The organism is Micromonospora sp. HK10 (assembly GCF_000982955.1).
Lineage (GTDB): Bacteria > Actinomycetota > Actinomycetes > Mycobacteriales > Micromonosporaceae > Micromonospora.
On the sequence record NZ_KQ058772.1, the window covers coordinates 83,294 to 98,043 of the forward strand.

General features: G+C 73.0%; 15 protein-coding genes. 10 read left to right on the plus strand and 5 right to left on the minus strand.

What is annotated here, in order from left to right:
* The first annotated feature begins 181 nt into the window (after nt 1-181).
* From argC to argH, 8 genes are all read left to right on the plus strand, one after another.
* Complete coding sequence (argC, locus tag LQ51_RS10935; protein WP_046564726.1) at nt 182-1,183, plus strand: N-acetyl-gamma-glutamyl-phosphate reductase; 1,002 nt, start codon at nt 182-184, stop codon at nt 1,181-1,183.
* A 43-nt stretch (nt 1,184-1,226) separates the two neighbouring features.
* Nucleotides 1,227-2,399 (plus strand): bifunctional glutamate N-acetyltransferase/amino-acid acetyltransferase ArgJ, encoded by a 1,173-nt coding sequence (gene argJ, locus LQ51_RS10940; RefSeq protein ID WP_046564728.1) that lies wholly within the window; start codon nt 1,227-1,229, stop codon nt 2,397-2,399.
* Nucleotides 2,396-3,331, plus strand: coding sequence for an acetylglutamate kinase (argB, locus tag LQ51_RS10945; RefSeq protein ID WP_046564730.1), 936 nt, complete (start codon nt 2,396-2,398; stop codon nt 3,329-3,331). Before argJ ends, argB begins: the two co-directional genes overlap by 4 nt.
* Nucleotides 3,328-4,614: an acetylornithine transaminase gene (locus LQ51_RS10950; RefSeq protein ID WP_046564732.1), complete on the plus strand. Its 1,287-nt coding sequence runs from the start codon at nt 3,328-3,330 to the stop codon at nt 4,612-4,614. The genes argB and LQ51_RS10950 overlap by 4 nt, the downstream gene beginning before the upstream one ends.
* Entirely contained in the window at nt 4,611-5,540 is a 930-nt protein-coding gene (gene argF / locus LQ51_RS10955; RefSeq protein ID WP_046564734.1) for an ornithine carbamoyltransferase, read from the plus strand. The genes LQ51_RS10950 and argF overlap by 4 nt, the downstream gene beginning before the upstream one ends.
* Nucleotides 5,537-6,052, plus strand: coding sequence for an arginine repressor (locus tag LQ51_RS10960; protein ID WP_046564736.1), 516 nt, complete (start codon nt 5,537-5,539; stop codon nt 6,050-6,052). The genes argF and LQ51_RS10960 overlap by 4 nt, the downstream gene beginning before the upstream one ends.
* A complete protein-coding gene (locus tag LQ51_RS10965) occupies nt 6,049-7,254 on the plus strand; it encodes an argininosuccinate synthase (protein ID WP_046564738.1) in 1,206 nt (401 codons plus the stop codon). The genes LQ51_RS10960 and LQ51_RS10965 overlap by 4 nt, the downstream gene beginning before the upstream one ends.
* Nucleotides 7,255-7,321: 67 nt before the next feature.
* A complete protein-coding gene (gene argH / locus LQ51_RS10970) occupies nt 7,322-8,785 on the plus strand; it encodes an argininosuccinate lyase (protein ID WP_046564742.1) in 1,464 nt (487 codons plus the stop codon).
* A 60-nt stretch (nt 8,786-8,845) separates the two neighbouring features.
* Here the strand turns inward: argH and LQ51_RS10975 are convergent, their stop codons facing one another.
* Together LQ51_RS10975 and LQ51_RS10980 are read right to left on the minus strand one after the other, a co-directional pair.
* Nucleotides 8,846-9,040, minus strand: a complete 195-nt coding sequence (locus LQ51_RS10975; RefSeq protein ID WP_046564747.1) for a DUF397 domain-containing protein — start codon at nt 9,038-9,040, stop codon at nt 8,846-8,848.
* Nucleotides 9,030-9,878 carry a DUF5753 domain-containing protein gene (locus tag LQ51_RS10980; protein WP_046564834.1) on the minus strand — a complete coding sequence of 283 codons (849 nt, stop codon included), beginning with the start codon at nt 9,876-9,878 and terminating at the stop codon, nt 9,030-9,032. The genes LQ51_RS10975 and LQ51_RS10980 overlap by 11 nt, the downstream gene beginning before the upstream one ends.
* Before the next feature lie 160 nt (nt 9,879-10,038).
* On the opposite strand from LQ51_RS10980, the gene LQ51_RS33365 reads away from it, so the two are divergent.
* Together LQ51_RS33365 and LQ51_RS10985 are read left to right on the plus strand one after the other, a co-directional pair.
* On the plus strand, nt 10,039-10,185 hold the full coding sequence (locus tag LQ51_RS33365) for a hypothetical protein (protein ID WP_197087658.1): 147 nt from the start codon (nt 10,039-10,041) through the stop codon (nt 10,183-10,185).
* Nucleotides 10,182-11,414, plus strand: a complete 1,233-nt coding sequence (locus tag LQ51_RS10985) for a helix-turn-helix domain-containing protein (protein ID WP_052744816.1) — start codon at nt 10,182-10,184, stop codon at nt 11,412-11,414. The genes LQ51_RS33365 and LQ51_RS10985 overlap by 4 nt, the downstream gene beginning before the upstream one ends.
* 47 nt (nt 11,415-11,461) lie before the next feature.
* Here the strand turns inward: LQ51_RS10985 and LQ51_RS10990 are convergent, their stop codons facing one another.
* The 3 genes from LQ51_RS10990 to LQ51_RS11000 are packed head-to-tail and all read right to left on the minus strand — an operon-like array spanning nt 11,462 to nt 14,735.
* Nucleotides 11,462-13,855, minus strand: a complete 2,394-nt coding sequence (locus LQ51_RS10990) for an ATP-binding protein (RefSeq protein ID WP_046564749.1) — start codon at nt 13,853-13,855, stop codon at nt 11,462-11,464.
* A 3-nt stretch (nt 13,856-13,858) separates the two neighbouring features.
* Nucleotides 13,859-14,470 carry a DUF6879 family protein gene (locus LQ51_RS10995; RefSeq protein ID WP_046564755.1) on the minus strand — a complete coding sequence of 204 codons (612 nt, stop codon included), beginning with the start codon at nt 14,468-14,470 and terminating at the stop codon, nt 13,859-13,861.
* On the minus strand, nt 14,463-14,735 hold the full coding sequence (locus tag LQ51_RS11000) for a hypothetical protein (protein WP_046564757.1): 273 nt from the start codon (nt 14,733-14,735) through the stop codon (nt 14,463-14,465). The genes LQ51_RS10995 and LQ51_RS11000 overlap by 8 nt, the downstream gene beginning before the upstream one ends.
* Nucleotides 14,736-14,750 lie beyond the last annotated feature (15 nt).

Consider the following 14,750-nt stretch of genomic DNA (forward strand, 5'->3'; position numbering starts at 1 on the left):
CCGCCCCGCCCACCCTTGTTGACCAAGGAGTTTGCGTCGGAGGCGGCGCAGGACCCGACGCAAACTCCTTGATCAACAGGGCGTGAGGGCCGGACGCCAAGTTCATGCAGTCGGGTGCATGAACTTGCAGGGGGTGGGGCTTCGCTGCTAGTCTGCTCTGCATAGTCATGCGGAGGTGGGTATGGGTATCCGGGTCGCGGTCGCCGGTGCCAGCGGGTACGCCGGCGGCGAGTTGCTCCGGCTGCTCGCCGGGCATCCCGAGTTCGACCTGGTGGCCGCCACCGCGCACGCGTCGGCCGGCCAGCCCGTCGCTGCCGTACACCCGCAGCTCACCGGGCTGGACCTGGTCTTCGGGGCGACCGAGCCGGCCGCCCTGGCCGACGCGGACCTGGTCTTCCTGGCCCTGCCGCACGGCCAGTCGGCGGCCCTCGCCGCGGCCCTGCCCGGCACCGTCAAGGTGGTCGACCTCGGCGCCGACCACCGGCTCGCCGACGCCGCCGCCTGGGCCCGCTACTACGGCGGCGAGCACGCCGGCAGGTGGACCTACGGGCTGCCCGAGCTGCCGGGCCAGCGGGCCGCGATCGCCGCCGCCACCCGGGTCGCCAACACCGGGTGCTACGCGGTCGCCACCACCCTGGCCCTCGCCCCGCTGATCGCCGCCGGCGCGGTCCACCCCGCCGACGTGGTGGTGGTCGCCGCCTCCGGCACCTCCGGCGCCGGCCGGGCCGCCAAGGCGCACCTGCTCGGCAGCGAGGTGATGGGCGACCTGTCCCCCTACAAGGTCGGCGCGCACCAGCACGTGCCGGAGATCAAGCAGGCCAGCGGGGCGACCGGCCTCTCCTTCACCCCGGTCCTCGCGCCCATGCCGCGCGGCATCCTGGCCACCGTCACCGCCCGGCCCACCGGCGACGCCGACCCGCGCGCGGTGCTGGCGAGCGCGTACGCCGACGAGCCGTTCGTGCACGTGCTCCCCGAGGGCGCCTGGCCGCACACGGCCGCCACCGCCGGCGCCAACTCCTGCCACCTCCAGGCCACCGTGGACGCCGACTCCGGCCGGGTGATCGTGGTCAGCGCGCTCGACAACCTGGGCAAGGGCGCGGCCGGCCAGGCCGTGCAGAACGCCAACCTGATGTCCGGCCTCCCCGAGACCACCGGCCTCTCCGGCTGGGGGATCGCACCGTGACCGCGCGGCGTGGCCCCGCCGGCGCGACCGAAAGGACCGCACCGTGACCGTCACCGCCCCCCGCGGCTTCCGGGCCGCCGGCGTCGCCGCCGGGCTCAAGTCCGGCGGCGCCCGCGACGTGGCCCTGGTCGTCAACGACGGGCCCGACGCCGGGGTTGCCGGCGTCTTCACCGACAACCGGGTCAAGGCCGCCCCGGTGCTCTGGACCCAGCAGGTCGTCCACGGCGGCGTGGTCCGCGCCGTGGTACTCAACTCCGGCGGCGCGAACGCCTGCACCGGGCCGGCCGGCTTCCAGGACACCCACGCCACCGCCGAACACACCGCCGCCGTGCTCACCGCCGGCAGCCCCCGGCTCATGGTCGGCGCGGGCGACGTGGCGGTCTGCTCCACCGGGCTGATCGGCGAGCGCCTCCCGATGGACAAGCTCCTGCCGGGCGTACGCGGCGCGGTGCGCGGCCTGTCCCGCGACGGCGGCCACCCGGCGGCCGAGGCGATCATGACCACCGACACCCGGCCGAAGACCACCGTGGCCCAGGGCAGCGGCTGGACCGTCGGCGGCATGGCCAAGGGTGCCGGCATGCTCGCCCCGGCCCTGGCCACCATGCTCTGCGTGCTCACCACCGACGCGGTGGCCGGGCCGGAGCTGCTGGACGCCGCGCTGCGCGCGGCCACCCGGGTCACCTTCGACCGGATCGACTCCGACGGCTGCATGTCCACCAACGACACGGTGCTGCTGCTGGCCAGCGGCGCGTCCGGCATCGAGCCGACCGAGGCGGAACTGGCCGCCGTGCTCACCGCCGCCTGCCACGACCTGGCCCAGCAACTGATCGCCGACGCCGAGGGCGCCACCAAGCAGATCGCCATCGACGTGGTCGGCGCGGCCCACGAGGACGACGCCATCGAGGTGGGCCGCGCGGTGGCCCGCAGCAACCTGGTCAAGACCGCGCTGTTCGGCAACGACCCGAACTGGGGACGGATCCTCGCCGCGGTCGGCACCACCGCCGCCGCGTTCGAACCGGACGGCGTGGACGTCGCGGTCAACGGGGTCTGGGTCTGCCGGGGCGGGACCGCCGCCGAGGACCGCGCCAAGGTCGACCTCACCGGCCGGGACGTGACCATCCGGATCGACCTGCACGCCGGCAACGCGGCGGCGACCATCTGGACCAACGACCTGTCGCACGCGTACGTGCACGAGAACTCGGCGTACTCGACATGAGTCTTACCGCAGACCTCAGCCGGGCCCAGGCCAAGGCGGAGACGCTGATCGAGGCGCTGCCCTGGCTGGCCCGGTTCTCCGGGGCCACCGTTGTGGTCAAGTACGGCGGCAACGCCATGGTCGACCCCGCGTTGCAGCGGGCCTTCGCCGCCGACATGGTCTTCCTCCGGTACGCCGGCCTCAAGCCGGTCGTCGTGCACGGCGGCGGACCGCAGATCTCCGCGATGCTCGGTCGGCTCGGCATCGCCAGCGAGTTCAAGGGCGGCCTGCGGGTCACCACTCCCGAGGCGATGGACGTGGTCCGGATGGTCCTGGTGGGTCAGGTCGGCCGGGAACTGGTCGGGTTGATCAACGCGTACGGGCCGTTCGCGGTCGGCCTCTCCGGCGAGGACGCCGGCCTGTTCACGGCCGTGCGTCGCCCGGCCTACGTGGACGGGGAGCCGGTCGACGTCGGGCAGGTCGGCGACGTGGAGTCGGTGGACGTCTCGGCGGTGGCCGACCTGATCGCGGCCGGCCGGATCCCGGTGATCTCCACCGTGGCGCCGGACGCGGACGGGGTGCTGCACAACCTCAACGCGGACACCGCCGCCGCCGCGCTCGCCGTGGCCCTCGACGCCCGCAAGCTGGTCGTGCTCACCGACGTGGCCGGCCTGTACGCCGACTGGCCCGACACGGCCAGCCTGGTCAGCGAGATCACCACCGACGACCTGGCGAAGCTGCTGCCGTCCCTGGAGTCGGGGATGGTCCCCAAGATGGAGGCCTGTCTGCGGGCCGTGTGCGGGGGAGTGCCCGCCGCGCACGTCGTCGACGGCCGGGTCGCCCACTCCACGCTGCTCGAGGTCTTCACCTCGGAAGGGTTCGGCACGATGGTCGTGGGCGGCGAGCCCGCGCGCGATCCGGCCGAGACGACGGAAGGCACGGTCGGATCATGAGCACACTGGTCGAGCGCTGGGGCGCGGCCATGATGGACAACTACGGCACGCCGCCGCTGGCGCTGGTCGCCGGCTCCGGCGCCGTCGTGGTCGACGAGGCCGGCCGGGAGTACGTCGACCTGCTCGGCGGCATCGCGGTCAACGCCCTGGGCCACGCCCACCCGGCCGTGGTGGCCGCTGTCTCCCGGCAGGTGGCCACCCTCGGCCACGTGTCCAACCTGTTCGTTGCCGAGCCGCCGGTGGCCCTGGCCGAGCTGCTGCTGGCCCTCGCCGGCCGCCCCGGCCGGGTGTTCCTCGCCAACTCCGGCGCCGAGGCGAACGAGGCCGCCTTCAAGCTCTCCCGGCTCACCGGGCGCCGGCATGTGGTGGCCACCCAGGGCGGCTTCCACGGCCGGACCATGGGCGCGCTGGCGTTGACCGGCCAGCCCGCCAAGGCCGACCCGTTCCGCCCGCTGCCCGGCGACGTCAGCCACGTGCCGTACGGCGACGTCGCCGCCCTCGTCGAGGCGGTCACGGACGCCACCGCCATGGTGATCCTGGAGCCGATCCAGGGCGAGAACGGCGTCGTCGTCCCGCCGCCCGGCTACCTCGCCGAGGCCCGACGGATCACCGCGGCGCACGGCGCGCTGCTGGTGCTCGACGAGGTGCAGACCGGCGTGGGCCGCACCGGCCACTGGTTCGCCCACCAGGCCGAGGGCGTCGAGCCGGACGTGGTCACCCTGGCCAAGGGGCTCGGCGGCGGCCTGCCGATCGGTGCCTGCCTGGCCTTCGGCCGGGCCGCCGAGCTGCTGGCGCCCGGCTCGCACGGCACCACCTTCGGCGGCAACCCGGTCAGCTGCGCCGCGGCCCTCGCGGTCATCTCGACCATCGCCAGCGAAGGGCTGCTCGACCACGTCAAGCGGATCGGGGAGCGGCTGCGCCGCGGCGTCGAGGCGCTGGGCCACCCGCTGGTCAGCGGGGTACGCGGCGCCGGCCTGCTGATCGGCATCGTGCTCGACCAGCCGGTGTCCGGTGCCGCGGCGGCCGCGCTGCGCGAGGCGGGTTTCCTGGTCAACCCGGTGCAGCCGGACGTGCTCCGGCTCGCCCCACCGCTGATCCTCACGATGGCGCAGGCCGACGCGTTCCTCGCCGCCCTGCCGGCGGCGCTGGGCGCCGCTGTTCCCACCGACGACACGGCGTCCGCCGGGGCCGCTGTGCCCGGCCGTCCCGCTGGCACCGCCGTGCCCGCAGGCATCGCGGCGCCCGCCAGCGACGCTACGACCCCGACGGAGGCTCCCGCATGATCCGCCACTTCCTGCGCGACGACGACCTGTCGCCCGCCGAGCAGTCCACCGTGCTCGACCTGGCCGCCCGGATGAAGGCCGACCGGTTCGCGTACCAGCCGCTCACCGGGCCGCGGTCGGTGGCCGTGCTCTTCGACAAGCAGAGCCTGCGCACCCGGATCTCCTTCGACGCCGGCATCGCCGAGCTGGGCGGCCACCCGTTGGTGGTCGACACCCAGGTCACCCACTTCGGGCGGGGCGAGACCCTCGCGGACGCCGGCCGGGTGCTCTCCCGGTACGTCGCGGCCATCGTGCTGCGCACCCACGGCGACGACCGGATCGCCGAGGTCGCCTCGCACGCCACCGTGCCGGTGATCAACGCGCTCACCGACACCTACCACCCGTGCCAGCTCCTGGCCGACCTGCTCACCGTCCGCGAGCGGTTCGGCGCCACCGCCGGGCGCACCCTGGCGTACGTGGGGGACGCGGCGAACAACGTGGCCCACTCGTACCTGCTGGCCGGGGCGAGCGCCGGCATGCACGTGCGGGTCGCCGGGCCGGCCGGCTTCCAGCCCGACCCGGAGATCGTGGCCCGCGCCGAGAAGATCGCCGCCGGCATGGGTGGCTCGGTCCGGGCGCTCACCGACCCGGCGGAGGCGGCCCGGGGCGCGCACGTGCTGGCCACCGACACCTGGACCTCGATGGGGCAGGAGTCCGACGGCCTCGATCGGATCACCCCGTTCCTGCCGTACCAGGTGAACGAGGCGCTGCTCGGCCACGCCGCGCCGGATGCCATCGTGCTGCACTGCCTGCCCGCCCACCGGGGCGAGGAGATCACCGACGGGGTGCTGGACGGGCCGCAGAGCGCGGTCTTCGACCAGGCGGAGAATCGGCTGCACGCCCAGAAGGCGCTGCTGACGTTTCTCCTGGAGGCATCCACACCATGACCGCCCCGCTGACCCGTGCCGCCCGGCACGCCCGCATCGTCGAGCTGATCCGTGACCAGGCCGTCCACTCGCAGACCGAGCTGGCCGACCTGCTCGCCGGTGACGGCATCCAGGTCACCCAGGCCACCCTCTCCCGGGACCTCAAGGAGTTGGGCGCGGTCACCGCGCGCGGCGGCGACGGGCGGGGCGTCTACCTGATCCCGGAGGACGGCCACCGGCCGCTGCGGGAGGCCGAGGCCGCCCCGGCCCGGCTGGTCCGGCTGCTGCACGAGCTGCTCAACGGGGTCGACTCCAGCGGCAACATCGCCGTGTTGCGCACCCCGCCGGGCGCGGCCCAGTACCTGGCCAGCGCGTTGGACCGGGCGGGCCTGTCCGAGATCGTCGGCACCATCGCCGGCGACGACACCATCCTCGTGGTGGCCCGTGAGGCCGACGGTGGGGCGGCGCTCGGCGACAAGCTCGCCGGGTGGGCCCGCCGGGGAGAAACCGTCGAAGGGAACACCACACCATGACCGAGCGGGTCGTGCTGGCCTATTCCGGGGGTCTGGACACCTCCGTCGCCATCCCGTACCTGGCCGAGCAGACTGGCGCCGAGGTCGTCGCGGTCGCGGTCGACCTCGGCCAGGGCGGCGAGGACCTGACCGTCGTCCGGCAGCGCGCCCTGGACTGCGGCGCCGTCGAGTCCGAGGTGGTGGACGCGCGCGACGAGTTCGCCGCCGACTACTGCCTGCCGGCCGTGCGGGCCAACGCCCTCTACATGGACCGCTACCCGCTGGTCTCCGCGCTGTCCCGGCCGCTGATCGTGAAGCACCTGGTGGCGGCCGCGCGGCAGCACGGCGGCACGATCGTGTCGCACGGCTGCACCGGCAAGGGCAACGACCAGGTCCGCTCCGAGGTCGGGCTGGGCGCGCTCGCCCCCGACCTGAAGATCATCGCCCCGGCCCGGGACTTCGCCTGGACCCGGGACAAGGCCATCGCCTTCGCCGAGGAGAGGGGCCTGCCGATCGACGTGACGGCCCGGTCGCCGTACTCGATCGACCAGAACCTGTGGGGGCGGGCCGTCGAGACCGGCTTCCTCGAGGACATCTGGCACGGGCCGGTCGAGGAGCTCTACGCGTACACCGCCGATCCGGCGCAGGAACGCGACGCCGACGAGGTGGTCATCACCTTCGACGCCGGCGTGCCGGTCGCGATCGACGGCGAGACGGTCACCCCGTACCAGGCGATCCTGGAGCTGAACCGGCGGGCCGGCGCGCAGGGCGTGGGCCGGCTCGACATGGTCGAGGACCGGCTGGTCGGGATCAAGAGCCGCGAGGTGTACGAGGCGCCCGGCGCGATCGCCCTGATCACCGCCCACCGGGAGCTGGAGGCGGTCACCGTCGAGCGGGACCTGGCCCGGTTCAAGCGCGGCGTCGAGCAGCGCTGGGGCGAGCTGGTCTACGACGGCCTCTGGTTCTCGCCGCTGAAGAGGTCCCTCGACGCCTTCATCGACGACGCCCAGCGGCACGTCTGCGGCGAGGTCCGGCTCACCCTGCACGGTGGCCGGGCCACCGTCACCGGGCGGCGTTCCGAGGCCAGCCTCTACGACTTCGGCATGGCCACCTACGACACCGGGGACACCTTCGACCAGTCCCTGGCCAAGGGTTTCGTGCGGCTCTGGGGCCTGCCCAGCAGGATGGCCGCCGCGCGGGACGCCCGGCTGGGCGGCTGCTGACCGTGACGAATGAGCGAGCTCAACGAGTGGGCCCCGCAGTCGGGAGTGAAAGGTGAACGCTGCCACAATGGGTGGGGTGGACGACAAGAGCCTGACCGAGAACAGCGCCGCCACCAACCGGACGAGCCTCTGGGGTGGCCGGTTCGCCGGCGGTCCCGCCGAGGCGCTCGCCCGGCTGTCGGTGAGCGTCCAGTTCGACTGGCGCCTGGCCCCGTACGACATCGCCGGTTCCCGGGCGCACGCCCGGGTCCTGGCCGGCGCGGGCCTGCTCGACCCCGATGAGCTGGGGCGGATGCTGGCCGCGCTGGACGACCTGGAGGCCGCCTGCGCCTCCGGGGAGTTCCGTCCCACCGTCGACGACGAGGACGTGCACACCGCTCTGGAGCGGGGCCTGCTGGAGCGGCTCGGCACCCTGGGCGGCAAGCTGCGCGCCGGCCGCTCCCGCAACGACCAGGTCGCCACCGACCTGCGGCTCTACCTGCGCGACCACGCCCGGGGCGTGGCGGCCCGGCTGGTCGAGCTGGCCGAGGCGCTGGTGGAGCAGGCGGAGCGGCACGTGGACACCGCGGCGCCCGGCATGACCCACCTCCAGCACGCCCAGCCGGTCACCTTCGGGCACTGGCTGCTCGCCCACGTGCAGCCGTTGCTGCGGGACCTGGAGCGGCTGCGCGACTGGGACCACCGCACCGCGATCAGCCCGCTCGGCGCGGGCGCGCTGGCCGGCTCCGGCCTGCCGCTGGACCCGGTGGTGGTGGCCAAGGAACTGGGCTTCCGTACCTCCTTCGCCAACTCCATGGACGCGGTCGCCGACCGGGACTTCGTCGCCGAGTTCCTCTTCGTCACCGCGATGATCGGGGTGCACCTGTCCCGGCTCGGCGAGGAGGTGGTGCTCTGGACCTCGCAGCAGTTCGGCTGGGTGGAGCTGGACGACTCCTTCGCCACCGGATCGTCGATCATGCCGCAGAAGAAGAACGCGGACATCGCCGAGCTGGCCCGGGGCAAGTCGGGTCGGCTGGTGGGCGGGCTGATGAGCGTGCTCACCATGCTCAAGGGCCTGCCGATGGCGTACGACCGGGACATGCAGGAGGACAAGGAGCCGGCCTTCGACGCGGTCGATACCCTGGAGCTGCTGCTGCCGGCGCTGGCCGGGATGATCGCCACGATGACGGTCCGGGTCGACCGGCTGGTCGCCGACGCGCCGACCGGCTACTCGCTCGCCACCGAGGTGGCGGACTGGCTGGTGCTGCGCGGCGTGCCGTTCCGCGAGGCGCACGAGATCACCGGCAAGCTGGTGGCGCTCTGCGCGGCCCGGGACTGCGCCCTCGACGAGGTCACCGATGACGACCTGGCCGCGATCAGCGCGCATCTGGGCCCGTCGGTGCGGGACGTGCTCTCGGTGCGGTCGGCGCTGGCCGCCCGGATCACGCCCGGCTCCACCGGCCCCGGCCCGGTGGCCGACCAGCTCGCGACCGCCGCGGACCGGCTGGCCGGCTGGCGGGAGTGGGCCGCCGAGCGGGTGGTGCCGCGCTGACCTTCCCCTAGCAGCCTCCGCAGCTGCCCCCTAGCGGCGGCACGGCGGTGCCCGTCGCCCTCAGCTCGGGATCGACTGCCGCCCGCCCTTGATGCGGCTGACGAACGCGTCCCAGGCTGCGGCCTCGAAGCTCAGCATCCCGGCGGTCGGGGCCTTGGAGTCGCGTACGTCGACCTGGACGCCCCGGTCCCGCACCTCGACGCACTGGCCGTTGTTGCCCGAACGGCTCGACTTACGCCAGGCGTTATGCTGCATGCTTGCTCAGCTCCCTCATGAACTTGACGGACTCGGCCGGCGACATGGCCAGCGTCCTCAGATTGTCGTACGCGGCCGAGAGTCGCGCCAGGTCACGGTTCGATTCGAGGAACAGCTCGCCGGCCAGGGTCTCGATGTAGCCAAGTGGCGGCTCGTCCTCCTCGAAGGTGAGCAGGGCGAAGCCGCTGCTGATAGCCAGGTGAGCGCCGGCCTCGAAGCGGAGGACCTGGATCGTGACGTTGGGCATTCGGCTCAGCGTGACCAGGTGGTTGAGTTGCTCGCGGAGGATTTCCGGGCCGCCGACCTCCGTCCGCACGGCCGCCTCGGAGAGGATGGCGTGCATCCGTAGCGGTGTCGGTTGCCGGTGCAACACCTCCTGCCGGGTCATCCGGGCAGCGACCCGCTGGTTGATCGTGTCCGGGTCGGACTCGCGCCCGATGGTGTTGACCTCGCGTGCGTAGCGCTCGGTCTGCAACAGCCCCGGCACCAGCATCGGCTCGAAGTTCTTGAGTTCGACGGCCTCGCTCTCGTAGGCGATGTACGTCGCGTACCGACCGCCGAGGCGCTGCCACCACCCGTCCTCGCGCAGCTCGCGCGCCTGTTGCAGCAGCGACGTGGCGGGCTCCTCGTTGAGGCTGACGCCGTAGGTGACCAGCAGCTCCATCACGTCGCCGGCACGGGGTTTGATCTCGCCGGACTCGATCCGGCTGATCCGAGACGACGAGCAACGGACGAGCTTGGCCGTCTCCTCGCCGGTCAGGCCCTTGATCTCGCGGAGTTTGCGCAACTCCCGGCCGAGCCGCCGAGAGCGCGGTGTCGCTGGCGTGAATCGAGGCATGCCGTGATTCTGCACCAGATCCGCCCGCTCGTGTGTACCGCATCGGATGCACTGTAGATATTGATCGTGTACAAGTACTTGTGTTGCATCACTTGATGCGCCAGTCTGGCTATCGGGCACCCGCCGATGAGATCCGCAGGCAGGGAGGTGGGAAGTGCTCGTGATTGCCGAAGTCGTGCCGATCGTGTTCGGTGGTCTCGTGCCGGGCTTCCTGCTCGGGCTGCTGGCGTTCCGGGTTAAGTCCCGGTGGTGTCCGCGCTGCGGGGAGTCCACCGAGGCCATGCGGCCGGTGAAGCGGGACCGGTGACCGACCAGGGTCGGCGGCACCGCAACGACCTGCCGATCGGGCGGCGGGTGGCCGAGTTGCGGGCGCGCCGGGGGATGACCCAGCAGGTCTTCGCCGACCGGGTCGGCAAATCGAAGAGCTGGGTGGACAAGGTCGAGCGGGGTGTGCGAAACCTCGACCGGCTCTCGGCGATCGAGACGGTCGCCCGGGCTCTGGGCGTCGCCCCGAACGTCCTGCTGGCCGGAAAGGCCAGGCCGGAACCGGCCACCGACGCCGGTGACGCCGTGGAGCGGGTGCGGGAGGCGTTGGCCCGCCACGACCTACCCGGCTCCGGCAGCGACGGCCAGCGGACGCCGTCGTCAGTGCGGGACCTCGACCACCAGGCGGGGTACGCGTGGACGGCGTACCGCAACGGCCACCACCCGCAGGTGTTGCGGATGCTGCCCGACCTGCTCGGCGATAGCCGCCGGGCCTACCGCGCCCTGACGGCGGACGCGTCCGCCGCTGACCTGCTGGTGCGGGTGCACCGGCTCGCCGCCCAGGTGCTCGTCAAGCTCGGCGAGGCCAACCTGGCCTGGCTGGCGGCCGACCGGGCGATGACCGCCGCCACCGGTGACCCACGGCGGGCCGGCCTCGCGGCGATCTCCCTCGCCCAGGCGCTCCGTGCCCTGCGCCGGGGCCGGCTGGCGATGACCGCCGCCCTCACCGCCGTGCACCAGATCAGTCCGGCACCGTCGCACGAGCGCCCGCCGGAGGATGTCGCCCTGACCGGGACGCTGCTGATCGAAGCCGCTCTTGCCGCCGCCGCCTGCTCAGACGCCTCCGCGGCCGACCTCACCGACCACGCGGCGCACCTGGCCACCGTTCATGACGGACAGCACCATTGTGACGACGACGGCATCGGGTTCGGCCCCACCGCCGTGGAACTCGCCCGCGCCGTGACCGACATGAGCGTCGGCGACCACCATCGGGCCGTCGCCGCCCACCGTCGCGCCACCACCGGCGACGTCTGGCACCGGCTCCCCGCCGAACATCGGGCCGCTCACCTGATCGACATCACCCGTGCCCACCTCGACCTCGGCGATGCCCGCGCCGCCGGCCGCGCCCTGGTCACCGCCGACGGCATCGCCCCCGCCGAGGTACGCCTCCGGCCCGCCGCCCGTACCGCGCTGACCGCCGTCCTGCGCGCCGGCCCCACCCCGGCCGACGTGACCCGCCTGGCCGCCACCGTCGGACTGATCCCGCAGTGACCACACCGCAGCCGAGCGCCTCGGCGGATGCTCTCGCGATGGTCCGGTCAGCCGGCGCTCTCCTCCAGCACCGACTCGATGCGCCGTCGCAGTCGTTCCGCCCGCGGGTCCGGGAAGCTGCTCACCAGCGCGACCGCCTCGCTCCACCAGCGGTGTGCCTCGTCGGCGCGCCCGACCTCGACCAGCGCCGTTGCCAGGTGGTCCAGCGTCAGGGCGAGCTGCCAGTCGTCCCCGAGCTGCCGGTGGACCGCTGCGGCCCGCAGGTGGAAGGCGATCGCCTGATCCGGCTGCCCCAGCTCCCGGTACGCCTCGCCGGCCCCGCCCAACGCCATCGCCTCCCGGCTGCGGTCACCCAGCTGGCGCTGGATCGTGACTGCCCGGTGGGTCGCCTCCAGCGCCTCGGCGGGTCGGCCGGCGGCGCGCTGCACGCGCGCGTACTCGACCAGCCAGTGCGCCAACCACACCGGGCTCCCGCGTTCGGCGATGGCCAGCGCCCGCTCGATCGAGGTCCGGGCGTCGTCGGTGCGCCCGAGTTCGCGCAGCGTCATGCTGAGGAAGAACAGCGAGTTGCCCTCCTGCCCCCGGTCGTCGATCTCCCGCTGCACCTCGAGCGCCTGATCCAGCAGCGTCACGGCGTCGGCGAGGTCACCCAGTTCGTAGCGGGTCTCCGCGAGGTTGCTCAGCAGCAGGGCCCGCCAGCGTTGGTCCTCGCGCCGGGTGAAGAGGTCGAGGCTCTCGCCGAAGTGTGTGAGAGCGTCGGTGAGGCGGCGGTGGCGCAGCGCCAGCAGTCCCAGCGCGTTGATGGACACCGCCGTGCCGTGCTCGTCGCCGATGTCCCGCCGGATCGCCAGCGCGGCGTGGTGGCGCTCCGCCGCCTCGGTGAGCTGGCGGGCCTGGAAGTGGGCCTTACCGAGGCTCTCCAGCGCCTCCGCCTCAGCGCGCCGGTCGTCCAGCGACCGTGCTGCGGCCAGGCCGATCCGCGCGGTGGCGAACCACGCGTCGAAGGCATTGCGGTGCATGAAGACGCTGCGCAGCAGGACGGCCAGGTGCCAGGCGATCCGCGGCAGCGCTGCCCCGGCCGCCGCACGAGTGGCGGCGACGAGGTTGTCCTGCTCGACGGTGAACCAGGCGTCCGCCTCCTCCGCGGTGGCGAAGTCCAGCGGCGTGATCTCGGTCGGTGGGGGCAGCGGCATCGTCCGGCTGAACGGGAGTGTGCGGGCCAGCGCGGCGTCCGCCGTGTGCAGGTACCAGGTGAGTACGCGACGCAGCGCCCGCTCGCGATCCTCGCCGCTCTCCAGGTGCTTGACCTGGTCCACCGCGTAGGCGCGCAACAAGTCGTGCAGTTGGTAGCGGCCGGGTGCGCTCTGTTCCAGCAGGTGTGCGCCGACGAGCGCGTCGAGCGGCTGCCGGATCTGTGACACCGGCGAGCCGGCGAGCGCGGCGGCGGCCGGGGCGCCGAGGTCCGGGCCGGGATGCAGGCCGAGCAGCCGGAACAGCCGGGCCGCCGACGTGTTCAACGCCCGGTAGGACCAGGCGAAGACGGACCGTACGGCGTCGGCCTCCTCGCCGTCCTCCGCGGTGAGGGCGTCCCACAGGGCCGACTCGTCGCGCAGGTCCTGGATCAACTCGGACAGCGGCATGAACGGCCGGCTCGCCGCCCGTTCGGCGGCGATGCGCAGCGCCAGCGGCAGCCTGGCGCACAACCGTGCCAGTTCGGCGAGCTCGACCGCGTCGTCGCCGGTGCGATACTCGGCGGTCACGTCGTGCAGCAGCGTCACCGCGTCCTCTTCGGCCAGCATGCGCAGGGTCAGCCGCCGGCCGCCGTCGCGGCTGACCAGACCGGACAGCATGCTTCGGCTGGTGACGATCACCAGGCAGCTGCTGGCTCCTGGCAGCAGCGGACGCACCTGCCGGACCGTGGCGGCGTTGTCCAGGACCGCCAGGACGCGCCGGTCGGCCAGTCGGGAGCGGTACAACGCCTCACGGTCGTCGAGGTCAGCGGGAATCGCGGACGCGGGGACGCCCAGCGTCCGCAGGAAACGGTCGAGAACCTGCTCCGGTTGACTGGGTTGGCCCGGGTCGTAGCCGCGGAGGTTGACGTAGAGCTGGCCGTCCGGGAACCGGTGCCGCACGGCGTGCGCCCAGCGCAGCGCGAGAGCGGTCTTGCCGACGCCGGCGGTGCCGGTGACGACGACGAGGGTGGCGTCGACGACCTCATCGCCGAGAAGGCGGTCCAGCGCGCGCAGCTCTTTGACCCGGTTGACAAAGCCACGTACGTCACCGGGGAGCTGACGGGGAGGCGGATCGGCCGGAGCGGGGTCGCCGGAATGGAAGTGCACCCCGCCGTACACGTCGCGGGCCTGCACCAGGTCGGCGGGGCCGGACAGCTCCGACCGGTTGACGTGCTCTGGTCGTTGTTGCTCCGCCCCGCCGTCAGCCATCGCTCAGCCCGGGCCGGGAGGCTCCAGTGGCGCCACCGCTCGGGCGAAGAACTCGTCCAGCGGCTCGCCGCCGTCGTAGAGCGACTCGATGAACTCCTGGCACCGCGTCACCACGTCCGGATTCCGCCAGCGCCGCGCGGCTTCGAGTACGCCATCGGCGTCGTAGACCGCCTCGTACATGGCGTCCGTGCCGAGGGTGTAGATCTCCGGCAGCGGACCATCCACCTCCGCCGCGAGGACGTGGTCCGGCGTCACCACTCGGGTCAGCCCACCGTACTCGTGGCGTAGCCGCAGTACGTGCAGCTCCCACTGCAGGTAGGGCGTCAGTGGTTCCTGCACCACCCGCACCCGGCGGGTGGCGAACCCGCTGTCGGCGATGCGCCGATAGTAGTCCGCGAACTCGGAACGTCGCGCGTCGAGAATCCGCAGCGACTCCTCCCATCGACCGGCGGCGAACGCCTGCCAGCCCGCATCCTGCGGCTCCTTGAACGTCTGCTGCCGTTCCAGTTTCCAGAATCCCGGCGGGCCAGTCTTCCAGAACCGTTGTTCGAAGTCGGCCCAGTAGTCGTCGAGGGCCAGCAGCTCGCCGGGGTCTCCGCCCAGGAGGTCACGCATCAGGGATGTCCACCTTCGCCGCGATCATGGTCGATCGGGGAATGATGATAAGCCGCTCGCCGGGGTCGACGGAGACCCCTTCGGGCAGCCGGTCCTGGTAGGTCTCGGTGAGATCCTGCCCGATCACCGCCACGTCGCCGTTGCTCAGCTCCCAGATGTCGGGACAACTGCCGTCACCCGAGGTGTTGCCCAATTCGTGCGACGACTTGCCCCAACGGCGGTTGAGCTCGGCGGACGGGTCCGCTTCCCACCGATGTGCACTCATGCCGACCTCCCTGAG